Raw genomic sequence first — 11,518 nt, 5'->3', positions numbered from 1 at the left:
AAGAGACAGAAAACGATCGCTATCGGTCAAACCGCCGGCACTTGGAGCGATCGCCACAGTCATCGTCAAGAGCAGCTGCAACAACACCTAGGGGAAGTGGTGGGGATCAGGGAGGAAGCCGACGGTTATAAGGTGGCTAGGGTGCGTTTTCCCCAGATAAACGTTGAAAATGACATCGCCAGTCTTTTAACCATGATTTTCGGCAAATATTCCATGGCTGGAGCCGGAAAAGTGGTGGGGGTGTATCTCCCCGAAAGCTACGGCACGAAAGCCAAGGTGGGAATCACCGGAATTAGGCAACGTTTGGGGGTTTATGATCGACCTCTAGTAATGGCAATTTTTAAACCCGCTTTAGGACTATCGGCGCAAGATCACGCCGATATCCTGCGAGAAGTGGCTTTTGCTGGCTTAGACGTGATTAAAGATGATGAAATCATGGCGGATCTTCCCGTGGCTCCCACCCACGAGCGCCTAGATTGTTGTCGCCGGGTTTTGGAGGAAGTGCGGCAGCAAACCGGCAGAAATGTTCTCTATGCGGTCAATGTCACCGGAAAAGCGGACGAATTGCACAGAAAAGCCCGTTTATTGGTGAAACATGGGGCTAATGCCCTGTTATTAAACGTTCTTACCTACGGTTTTTCCGTTTTAGAAGCTTTAGCCAGTGATCCGGCGATCGATGTGCCTATTTTCGCCCATCCTGCCTTTGCCGGAGCGATGTGTGCCGGTAGCGATACGGGATTAGCCTATTCTGTGGTTTTGGGAACGATGATGGCCCACGCAGGAGCCGATGCGGTGCTATATCCCGCCGCCTACGGTAGTTTACCCTTCGATCCGCAGGAGGAGGGCAAAATTCGCGATATTTTGCGCGATAGAAACGTTTTTCCGGTTCCCTCGGCCGGCATTCGTCCCAGTATTGTTCCCCAGGTCCTTGGGGACTATGGACGTAATGTTATCCTCAATGCGGGAACTGGAATTATGGACCACCCATCGGGACCGGCCAGTGGTGTGAGGGCTTTTTTTGAAGCTTTAGCCAGAATAGAAGCGGGTGATTCTTTTGATCCCGCCAATTTGCCCGAAGGAGCCTTAAAACAGGCAATTCTAGAGTGGGGTTAAGCTCAATTCTTTCAATGCACTATAAAGACATTTTGTCAAGCATTTTTAGAAAATTTAACAAATAACTTCCCGTTTTAGATAGGGTTGCAGCACTTCTGGCACTTTTACCGTCCCGTCTGCCTGTTGATAATTTTCTAGAACAGCGGCCATAGTACGACCGATCGCCAATCCCGAACCGTTGAGAGTGTGGACAAAATTAGTGCCTTTTTGTCCTTTTTCTTTAAAGCGAATATTTGCCCGTCGTGCCTGAAAGTCTCTAAAATTAGAACAACTGGAAATTTCCCGATAGGTATTAGCCGAAGGTAGCCACACTTCTAAGTCATAACATTTGGCCGCCGAAAAACCCAAGTCACCGCTACACAATTCAATCACCCGATAGGGCAACTGTAAAGCTTGCAGGATTGCCTCCGCATTAGCGACTAAACTTTCGTGTTCCTGAGCAGAATCGTCAGGATGGACGATTTTGACCATTTCCACCTTATTAAATTGATGCAAACGGATCAAGCCCCTCGTATCCTTGCCATAGCTGCCCGCTTCTCGACGAAAACAGGGAGTATAGGCACAGTGTTTGATCGGTAATTGCTCCGATGAGAGGATTTCATCGCGATAAAGGTTAGTTACAGGTACTTCTGCCGTTGGTGCTAACCAAAGCTCATCATCTCGACATTTAAAGCTTTCTTCCGCAAATTTCGGCAGTTGTCCCGTCCCGCGCAGGGAGTCACTATTAATTAAAATTGGCGGTAAAACTTCTGTATAACCGGCGACAATATGGCGATCAAGCATAAAATTAATTAAAGCTCTTTCTAGGGCAGCCCCGACAGCGATAAGATTAACAAAACGACTCTGGGCGATCTTTACTGCCCGTTCAAAGTCTAAAATGCCCAATTTTTCCCCAATTCCCCAGTGAGGCAAAATATTCGGGTTGGTGGGTTTATATTGCTCTCCCCAGCGTCTGACTTCCACATTTTCCCGTTCATCCTTACCGATAGGAGTGGTTTCACTGGGTAAATTGGGTAAATCTAAGATTTTTTGGTCAATGGCCGCTTTAATATCTTTTTCCTGCGGTTCTAATTGAGCTAGTTTACTTTTAATCTCGTTTCCTTCTGTTTTCAGCACCAAAATTTCGGGACTGTTGGCATCGCTGCCACTTTTAACTTTTTGTCCCACCAGTTTACCGATTTCGTTACTCCGGGCCTGTAAACTGCTGCGTTCTAACTCTAAAGCCTTCTGTTGTTGATTTAACTGGAGAATAGGGGCAATATCATAACTACCTCCCCGACTATCTAAGCGTTTCTGTACTTCCTCTGGATTTTCTCTAATTTGCTTTAGGTCTAACATGGTAAGTGGGTGGGTGGAATTAAATATAAGATGAACGTAGGTTGGGCTTCGGCCGTGAGCTTTTGCCGAACGGTTGAAGCATGAAACCCAACGCCCGCTCATGTTACGCTACCGCTAACCCATCCTACAAATAATTGTGCCTCCCTACTTACAAGTCAGTAAAAAGTAAAAAGTAAGTGGGAGAGTCGGGGAATTGGCAGCCTGAGGGGAAATGTTGTCAACGGCTAACCAAAGGTCAATAATAACTCAAAACTTAACTAAAATATCGGTTAAAAGCCGCTGGTAAGATTAGCGGTATATTTAATTGTGGTGTCTGGAGTAAGTCTCATGCTCAAATATCTGCCTGTTAAATTACTGCGTTTTTTAGCGATTAGCTGTCTTGTCACGCTAATTTCTCTAGGATTTGACCGTTTACACCCCGTTAAAGCTAATCCCACCCTCATAGCTCAAAATGCTTGGGCCGGGGCCTCGTTCCCCGTGGAAAACTTTCAAACCTATACCTCTGGTTTCGGTTATCGTTCCTCTCCCATGGATGGCAGTCAACAATTTCATGCCGGGTTAGATCTGGCCGCACCCTTGGGCAGTTATATTCGCAATTGGTGGACCGGCAGAATCGTCGAATTATCCGATCATACAGGCTGTGGCACCATGATTAAGATGCAATCCGGTCAATGGACACATATTTATTGTCATCTCATGGGTTCGGTTCAATCCGATAGCCGCGGTACTTTTTTGATTGATAGGTCAGGGGGAATCGTCCTTACTCTCGGTCAGGATATACCGGCAGGGGCCCGTATGGCTAGAGTGGGAATGAGCGGACGCACCACCGGACCACACCTGCACTGGGGACTGATGTACGGCAATCAATACGTTGACCCCGCTTTGGTTTTAAATGCTATGTACGGTTCTAATCCTTCGGGTAATAGTTAAGACTTGCTGAATAAATCTAAAAACTTTGTTGGATAAGGCTTTTAGACTTTTTTTCCCTCAAAAAGTGCCTACCATTGGAGGGATCGGGGGGAAAATTCCTGGACTTTTTCTCTGAAAATTAGGTAACTGACTACCTCAAAATCGGTAAAACCCTACACCCTACACCCTACACCCCACACCCTGCCCCCACGAAAAACTTTTTGCCGCAAACCCTAGTTAAGAAGAAGGGGGAATCAGAGAATCTGCGATCGCATTCTGGTGGGAAAAAACATCGCTGCCCGGATTTAGTGAATAACGAGGGACACTGCTAAAATTAAGCTGATCGATTCAGGTATATCCAGATAAAATGCGAATATTAACCCTTGTACCGGGAGGAATTAGCGATCAACTGCTGTTTTTTCCCACTCTAGAAACCCTCCAGCAAACTTACCCCCAAAGCAGCATTGATGTTTTGGTCGAACCGAGAGCAAAGGCTGCTCATCGTCTCTGTCCCCAGGTTAGGGAAGTGCTTTTATTTGACTATCGAGATCAGTACGGATTAGCGGATTATTTAAATATTTTGGGAGTAATTCGAGACCGGGAGTACGAAATCGCCATTAGTCTCACCAATCGTTCTGCTATCAACCTTTTACTCTGGTTAAATGGTGTTCCTAACCGTATAGGCTATGAAAATAATGGCAGCTGGTTCTTATCGCAACAAGTACCCCAGCCAACGGAAGGCTATCTAGCGGATAATTATCACGCACTGGTCAAAGGGTTAAAGATTGCCGCACCCTGTCCACCTTTAAAAATAACATTGAATCGGGATGATATCGATTGGGCCCAAATGGAGCAGCAACGCCTCAATATCAAGGATAGCGGCTATATTCTCCTCTACGCCGGCGGTAGCGATATCAGCATCAGCCAAGGACTGGAAACGCTTTATCCCCTAGAGAGTTGGCTAGAAATTATCCAAGGCATTCGCCATCAACAACCGGATTTGCCAATTGTCGCGATCCAGGGAGAACTGGATGAAGCTTGGGTTTTAGCCCTCAAAGCCATGGATAATAACTTAAAAGTGTCCAGAACGGCCGATATCGGTAAAATGGCGGCTATGATCGCCGGTGCTAATTTATTGTTAGCTACCGAAAGTGTCCCTTTACAGTTAGCCGTGGCCGTGGGAACCTATACCCTCTCTCTGTTGGTTCCTTCGTTGTCTAAGAGAGTTTTACCGAGTGGGGGAGAGCTGCATCGATATATTGAAGCTAATACGGGAAAAGTCGCCGATATTACCCCCGAAACTGTCCTGAAAAAGATTTGGGGCCGGTAAAAAATCGGGTTTTGATCGCTTTTCTCTGGGATCGAAACCCGAAAAAAAATCAGCATCAAAGCTCAATTTTGCGATTGAGATAACTGACTTTTCAAGGATTCTAGGGAGGCCCAACGACCATCGATGGCAGTCTTTTCCGGAAGCAGAAAATCGGGTGGTTGACAATTGGCTCCGCAGAGTTGACGGGGGGGTAAAGTTAGACATAACTGCTCGTATAACCACATTTGTGGGTCAAAATCCCCGTTAGGATCGAGGGTTTCCGAGAGGTCTTCGTAGGCTATTTCTCGCTCTAGAGGATAGGAGCTATCGTAGTCTTTATTTTTGTCTAGCCAGATTAATTCGGAAGTGTTTAATTGCAGACGATGATTATATTGTTGTAAACAGCGATCGCAGGTTAAGGTGACGATGGTTTCTGCTTTCACCGATACTTCCAAAAAATTCCCCCCATGTCTAACCAGCAAGGTTCCCCGCACCGGTGTCAAGGTTTCTAGATCGGGGATAAAATTATCGATGATGATCACTCTTTGTCGATCAGGAGATTTGAGGAGGTGGGGGATAAAAATAGTTTCCATAGATAACTCCTGTATCATTTATCGGTTATCGGGTGTCAACTGCGTTAGCGAGTAACGCCATCATAATTGCTCGGTGACAATCTTTCCTTTATTAGCTTATCGCAGCCCCGACCTCTACAGACAGAGACCAGTCCTAGACTGGGGGGTGTAGGGTGTATTTTCAGTGAACAGTGAACAGTAAACAGTAATCAGTGAACTGAAAACTCACATCTGATAACTGATAACTGATAACTGATAACTGACTCCTGTATTTGACAGGCTGTCTGTTGATCGATCGAGAAAGTTTCCTCAGAATTGGGAGTATATGCACAAAGATACTCCTATGTCAACGGTTTTGAAAAATTTTCTTCCTCGCCTCGGTGGATTGGTTATGGTTGCACTGCTCTGCTCGCTTGTGCTGGGGGGATTGCCTCGGCCGGGAAAAGCGGTTCAATCAGTACATTTATCCTACTGGATGCGATCGGGAATTGAACAACTAGAGGCGGGTAATTATCAGCAAGCTTTGCAGGATTTCAATCAGTCGCTGGAACAGGAAAATAACTTGGCCCTAGCCTACAGTAATCGCTGTTTAACTGAGATTTATTTACAGGATTATCTGCACGCTTGGCAAGACTGCACGCGCTCTTTGCAACAGCAATCTGATAATTATCTAGCCTATTTCCATCGGGGTTTAGCTTTTTATCGTTTGGGAGATTATCCACAGGCGCTGACCGATTATAACCAGACTATCCGGTTAAAACCCACCTATTATCAAGCCTACTATAATCGGGGTTTAGTTCAGGCGGCCATGAAAAATTATCCCCTTGCCCTAGCCGATTTTAATCAATCCTTGCGTCAAATTACTAACCAGCAACCCGATACTTTAGCCACTATTTATAATGATCGAGGTTTATCTCATTTAGCCCTCCACAATTTTACCTCAGCTAAAGCGGATTTTAATCAAGCTCTCCGGTTAAATAAAAACAACGCCTCAGCCTACTATAATCTAGCTTGTACCGCTGACCAATTAGGTGAATACGACCGCTCGATCGCCGATTTAAATCGGGCGATTGCCATCGATCCTTTTTATGCCGATGCTTATATTAGAAGGGGATTACTGCGGCATCAATTGGGTTATTATCAATCAGCTTTAGCGGATTTAAATCAAGGAGCCAATCACCTCTATCAACAGGGATTGCACCACAATTATCAGCAAATCCTCGCCCTCATCGAGCAGATTCACCAACAGTTACTTTCCTTACCATCTCCCATTGTTTAAAAGAGCGATCAATATTACAAAGGAAAGCGCTTCATGGCTGTGACGGCAAGACGGGCATTATCTTTAAGGACTTGAGAAACCCGGGGAATTTGGGGAATTTGCCAGAGAACATCGACGGTGCGCCGTAATAATCGCACTAGATCTCCCTCATCGAGGCTAGTATTTTCGCACAATTCTGGCCAGGATGTCCCCTGGGCCCAACGGGAGGCAATCCCCATCAGTTGGGTTTCTAACCAGACAGGAATAGTGATATCGTAGCGAGATTGAGCTTGATAGAGTAAACGGCGAACTTCTCGCAAACCCGGGGAATTTCCCTCTCCTTGTCGCAAAATATCGATAACTTCTGGCACAGGCGGGTAATTGCACCAAGTATCGGGGCGAGGGGGTTCGGTAATCATAGCGCTGATGGCGGCGGCTAGTTGGCTAGGAGTCAATCGGTCGAAATCTCCCGACATCATCGCTAATCCTAACCAGAGTTCATTTTCCCCGCGAATAGTGGCCGCCGCTTCTCCGAGGGGGGTGGGCAAATAACCCTCTAATGCCTGGAATTCTCGCAAAATCTCGATTAGATTCAGAAATTCTTCCCAGTAGTAGGATTTACGGGATTGTTGTTTTTGGTATTTAATCTGGGTCTTGTGTAACTTATCGCGAGCAAGCTCTCGATCGTAGTATAATTTCATCAATCGCCCCGGATTTTTGCGTTTTTGCAGGGGATGAGCGGCAATTTGACTATTGACAATTTCAATTTTTTGTGCTTGTGTTGCCAGTTCCGCCACTGGTGGGATGCCCTGCACTTGTTGGGGGATTAAATCGGCGATCGCCTGAGTATTTTCCTCACCCTTGCGCCACCCCCCTAGGGAAACAGCTTCTAGGGAAGGGGGTATCAGTTCGCCTAATGCCGCAGGAGTGAGAAAACCTCGATCAATCTCGCTAATATCGGCATAGGCGGCTAAATACCAACGATTATCACTGCCTAAACACACAAGGGTTCGCACTTGACCGGCTCCGTGCAGGGTATTGACAAAGATAGCGGGGACGGGGGCGGGAACCTTAATATGTTTGCCCTTGAGATGAAGGATAGTTCCGACGGGAATATTCGGCAATTTTAGATGTATTTCCTGTCTTTTCTGGGCCTCTGCCTGACTAGCGAGGATTTTATACAGTCTTTCTTCTTCCCGCAGTTTTTCCCGTAGTTTTTCGTAACTGAAGACCTGCTCTCGTTCGATACCGGCTAACTCCATATCCAACTTAGCTAATTCGGTGGTTAAGGCGGTAATCTGTTGTCGTTCGGGGCTTAACTTCAAACGAGCGAGATATTCGGCGAAACTGCGCTCTAAGAGGTCTTTGGTCTCCTCTAGACTGTGTTTTTGCAGGAGATTTAAGACCATGCCGTAACTGGGCGCAAAACAGCTTTGCAGGGGTTCCGGTTGAGCGGTGGCCAGAAAAGCCGCTTCTTTTGCCCCTTCAAAGGGCGTTTGTACTGTCACCACATGGCCCACTGCGTCCATTCCCCGGCGACCGGCCCGGCCGGCAATCTGGACAAATTCCGAGGGAGTCAGCATACTATGGCCATCATCGGTGCGTTTGGAGAGGGCCGAGATGACAGTGGTGCGAGCGGGCATATTAATCCCGGCTGAGAGGGTAGCGGTGGCAAAAACCACCTTAATTAAACCAGCTTCAAAGAGTTGTTCGACTAATTCTTTCCAGAGGGGTAAAATCCCGGCATGGTGAACACCACAGCCCCGGGTGAGGGGTTCCACTTGGTCGGCGCGCACCAATTGGGAAGCACTAGCCAGGAATTCAAACAGTTGATTTTTCGTCTCGGAATCGGCGGTTAAGAGGCTGAGGAGTTGATCTTCAGACTGGGGGTTATTAGCGAAAAAAGCCAGTAATTTCTGGTGTAGAGGCGGATTTTCGACGGCAAAGAAGGAAAGGGCGAGTTCTTGCAGATTGGGATTATCTTCCAGGAAGAAAATGAGTAAACGGTAGTAAATGGCTCTAGCTTCTTCTGGATTAACGAGATTGAGGTTTTTTAGCTCTCGAATCGCCTGATCGCAACCTTTACGGCTGAAAATAACGTAAATGGCTGGGAGCATATCCTTGTCCCGCAGCGTGGTGACAATCGAGGCGATGGTGGGACAATCTTCTCGTTTTAAGCGTCGGGGTTTGCCGTGGCCGACTTTTGAGCGTAGTTTCGGGTTAACTTTGCTCTGTTTTGGGTCGAGCAGCGGGAATAATCCCTCTTTATTGGCGAAATAAAAGCGCAGGGGGACGGGGCGAAAATCGGAGTTAATTAGCTCGCAGCTGGAGGTCTGTTTATTGTCGCTGGGTTGGCGCAGTTGCCGCACCCAGTTAATCCAGTCGGTGAGTTCCCCCGGGTTGCCGATGGTGGCGGAGAGGGCGACTAATTGGATACTAGGGGGACAGTAGATAATTGATTCTTCCCAAACGGTGCCGCGACCTCGATCGCTGATATAGTGACATTCATCGAGAACTAGGGTTTCCACGTTTTCTAGGGAAGTGCCTACCTCACCGATCGGAGTCCTGTAGAGCATATTGCGAAAAATTTCTGTAGTCATGACTACAATTAATGCTGAAGGATTGATCACCACATCGCCGGTAATCAATCCCACTTCCGCAAAGAGCAGCGGGGAGTCCTCATCGCCATCGGTGGGGGTGCGACCGAATTTTTCTTGAAAATCCCGGAATTTTTGGTTAGAAAGAGCTTTCAGGGGAGTGGTGTAGAAAACCCGTTTGCCCCTTTCGAGGGCGCGATAGATAGCGTATTCTCCGATTAAAGTTTTGCCGGAACCCGTGGGAGCGCAGACAACCACTGATTTACCGGCAGCGAGAGCAGCGATCGCCGATTGCTGGAAGTCGTCGAGTTTAAAGGGAAAAATGGTTTTGAAATCCAAAGAAGTAGGGTTGAGGGACTCTTTCACGTCAAGTCTAAGAGGAGAAATTTTTAAAATTGTGGCTATTCTGGCTGGCTTTTTTTATTTTAGTCGAAAAAAGCGGACTTCTAGAAACTAGGGATAAGCTTAAGTAGGTGGGTGGAATTAAATATAAGATGAACGTAGGTTGGGTTGAAGCATGAAACCCAACCCCCGCATGGGTTACGCTACCGCTAACCCATCCTACAAATAATTGTGCCTCCCTACTTAACCTTTGGGGGCGATGCCCAATCCCATCATACTTCATCTGTATAAGAAATGCTGTATCACTAATAATTGTATCTCTATTTTGTCCTTAACTTGATTACTTATACTTACCGATGATGATTAAATTTCGTCCTGAAGACTGTCTAGTTTTAGTGGTTGATGATGTCGGTAAAAATCTCCAATTGGCTGTGAATATTCTTGATTCTGCTGGTTATACCACCACTTATGCTAGTAGTGTTAAACAGGCAATAGAACGAGTAAAAACTGCTAATCCTGACCTAATTATTCTTGACTTAATGATGCCAGATATGACGAGAATAGAGCTTTGTCGAAGACTAAAATCTGACATTTTATACGCTCATATACCGATTATTTTTGTAACAGATAGTAAGGAAAAAGAAGATATTATCAATGCTTTTAATTCTGGGGCTGTGGACTATATAAATAAACCCTTTAATAGTTGGGAACTGTTAGCCAAAGTTAAAATTCATTTAGAACTGAAAAAAACGCAAGAAGAACTGAAAAATATCAATTCTCAACTAGAAAAGCTAGTCAGAACTGATAGCCTAACTGGGGTAAATAATCGTCGAGAGATTCTCGCCTTGGGCGAGAAAGAATTGCGACGATGTCGTCGTTATCATCGTTATTTTTCGGTTCTATTCATTGATATCGACCATTTTAAACATATTAACGATACCTTTGGTCATCTCCTAGGGGACAAAACTTTAATTACTGTCGCTGGGGCAATTAAAAACTGTCTGCGTCAAGTGGATAGTTTTGGGCGCTTTGGGGGCGAGGAATTTGTCGCTATTCTCCCAGAAACTAATCTTGAAGATGCTGCTACCACAGCCCAGCGCATTTGTCAAGTAATTAACAAGTTAAATATTGAAATTGATCGACAAAAAGTGCGAGTTACTGCTAGTATTGGTGTGGCAACATTTAGCCCTGAAGATAATAATCTAGAAGCGGTGATCGAGCGGGCTGATCATGCCATGTTTGCCGCTAAAAATCAAGGTAGGAATCGAGTTAGTTTAGGTAAAACAGTATGAAAAATTTGTTATTTATTCTTGGTTTTTTGCTCTTGGGTGTAGCCCCAAGTTTTAGCGCCGATCTCGAGACAATTATACGCAGGGGAAAATTAATTGTCGCTGTCAAAAATAATCTCCCTCCCCTCGCTTTCCTTGATTCTCAGGGCAATCTGCAAGGATTGGAAATCGACATCGCTAAACGTCTAGCGTCAGAAATTCTCGGTTCTGACAGTGCTATTATTCTCAAACCCGTGAGTAATCAAGAACGTTTACAGGTGGTTATTGATGATCGGGTGGATTTGGCGATCGCTCGTGTGGCGATTACTCCTGCACGTCAGCGCTTAGTGGATTTTAGCCCCTTTTATTACCTCGATAGCAGCGGTTTTGTGACGAAAAACCCCCAATTGCAGCGTTTAGAAGACTTAGCTAACTCTAGAATCGCCGTACTCAACGGCTCGACGACAATCGCCCTTGTGCGTTCCAATTTGCCTAACGCTATCCTGCGCGGGGTTGCTTCCTATCAAGAAGCTTTAAATTTACTGGAAACCGGGGAAATAGACGCTTTTGCGGCTGATAATAGCCTTTTAACTGGTTGGGTGCAGCAATTCCCCAATTATCGTCAATTACCGATCGAGTTAGGGGCGATCGCTCTAGGAGTCGTTCTCCCTAAAGGTTTACAGTACCAAAGTCTCCGAGAACGCGTCAACCAAGCGATCGATCGGCTAGAATCCACTGGTTGGTTAGCAGAACGGGTGAACTATTGGGGCTTACCCCTGAGAATTCGGGAAATGGGAAGATAGGGAGAGGGG

Annotated in this window: 9 protein-coding genes; 6 read left to right on the top strand and 3 right to left on the bottom strand. The window is 46.0% G+C overall.

Features of this window, described 5'->3' with window-relative positions; all coding sequences use genetic code 11:
• Positions 1-1,113: 2,3-diketo-5-methylthiopentyl-1-phosphate enolase (locus tag IQ242_RS07285; RefSeq protein ID WP_193959512.1), on the top strand; the 1,113-nt coding region annotated here is incomplete at its 5' end.
• Positions 1,114-1,167: 54 nt separating this feature from the next.
• Here the strand turns inward: IQ242_RS07285 and serS are convergent.
• On the bottom strand, positions 1,168-2,451 hold the full coding sequence (gene serS / locus IQ242_RS07280; RefSeq protein WP_193959511.1) for a serine--tRNA ligase: 1,284 nt from the start codon (positions 2,449-2,451) through the stop codon (positions 1,168-1,170).
• Between the two features lie 327 nt (positions 2,452-2,778).
• Between serS and IQ242_RS07275 the strand changes: the two genes are divergently transcribed.
• A complete protein-coding gene (locus IQ242_RS07275; protein WP_193959510.1) occupies positions 2,779-3,381 on the top strand; it encodes a M23 family metallopeptidase in 603 nt (200 codons plus the stop codon).
• A 346-nt stretch (positions 3,382-3,727) separates the two neighbouring features.
• The gene (locus tag IQ242_RS07270) at positions 3,728-4,690 is read left to right on the top strand and encodes a glycosyltransferase family 9 protein (protein ID WP_193959509.1); all 963 of its coding nucleotides are present in this window, start codon (positions 3,728-3,730) and stop codon (positions 4,688-4,690) included.
• 62 nt (positions 4,691-4,752) lie between these two features.
• Here the strand turns inward: IQ242_RS07270 and IQ242_RS07265 are convergent, their stop codons facing one another.
• On the bottom strand, positions 4,753-5,262 hold the full coding sequence (locus IQ242_RS07265; RefSeq protein ID WP_130757241.1) for a DUF177 domain-containing protein: 510 nt from the start codon (positions 5,260-5,262) through the stop codon (positions 4,753-4,755).
• A gap of 304 nt (positions 5,263-5,566) precedes the next feature.
• On the opposite strand from IQ242_RS07265, the gene IQ242_RS07260 reads away from it, so the two are divergent.
• Positions 5,567-6,520: a tetratricopeptide repeat protein gene (locus tag IQ242_RS07260; RefSeq protein WP_193959508.1), complete on the top strand. Its 954-nt coding sequence runs from the start codon at positions 5,567-5,569 to the stop codon at positions 6,518-6,520.
• A 14-nt stretch (positions 6,521-6,534) separates the two neighbouring features.
• Here the strand turns inward: IQ242_RS07260 and IQ242_RS07255 are convergent, their stop codons facing one another.
• Complete coding sequence (locus IQ242_RS07255) at positions 6,535-9,462, bottom strand: DEAD/DEAH box helicase (RefSeq protein ID WP_193959507.1); 2,928 nt, start codon at positions 9,460-9,462, stop codon at positions 6,535-6,537.
• Between the two features lie 335 nt (positions 9,463-9,797).
• On the opposite strand from IQ242_RS07255, the gene IQ242_RS07250 reads away from it, so the two are divergent.
• Positions 9,798-10,730, top strand: a complete 933-nt coding sequence (locus IQ242_RS07250) for a diguanylate cyclase (protein ID WP_193959513.1) — start codon at positions 9,798-9,800, stop codon at positions 10,728-10,730.
• Entirely contained in the window at positions 10,727-11,509 is a 783-nt protein-coding gene (locus tag IQ242_RS07245; RefSeq protein ID WP_193959506.1) for a transporter substrate-binding domain-containing protein, read from the top strand. The genes IQ242_RS07250 and IQ242_RS07245 overlap by 4 nt, the downstream gene beginning before the upstream one ends.
• The last annotated feature ends 9 nt before the right edge of the window (positions 11,510-11,518 follow it).

The sequence above is a fragment of the Microcystis sp. LEGE 08355 genome, assembly GCF_015207185.1.
In the GTDB taxonomy this organism is placed as follows: Bacteria; Cyanobacteriota; Cyanobacteriia; order Cyanobacteriales; family Microcystaceae; genus Microcystis; species Microcystis panniformis.
The sequence above is the reverse complement of the archived record's forward strand: the minus strand, read 5'-3'. Positions and strand labels throughout refer to the sequence as shown.

Excerpts from the sequence above, each read along its gene's own strand:
- IQ242_RS07270 (WP_193959509.1), top strand. The coding sequence starts at position 3,728 with ATGCGAATATTAACCCTTGTACCGGGAGGAATTAGCGATCAACTGCTG.
- IQ242_RS07250 (WP_193959513.1), top strand. The coding sequence starts at position 9,798 with ATGATTAAATTTCGTCCTGAAGACTGTCTAGTTTTAGTGGTTGATGAT.
- IQ242_RS07260 (WP_193959508.1), top strand. The coding sequence starts at position 5,567 with ATGCACAAAGATACTCCTATGTCAACGGTTTTGAAAAATTTTCTTCCT.
- IQ242_RS07265 (WP_130757241.1), bottom strand. The coding sequence starts at position 5,262 with ATGGAAACTATTTTTATCCCCCACCTCCTCAAATCTCCTGATCGACAA.
- serS (WP_193959511.1), bottom strand. The coding sequence starts at position 2,451 with ATGTTAGACCTAAAGCAAATTAGAGAAAATCCAGAGGAAGTACAGAAA.
- IQ242_RS07245 (WP_193959506.1), top strand. The coding sequence starts at position 10,727 with ATGAAAAATTTGTTATTTATTCTTGGTTTTTTGCTCTTGGGTGTAGCC.
- IQ242_RS07275 (WP_193959510.1), top strand. The coding sequence starts at position 2,779 with ATGCTCAAATATCTGCCTGTTAAATTACTGCGTTTTTTAGCGATTAGC.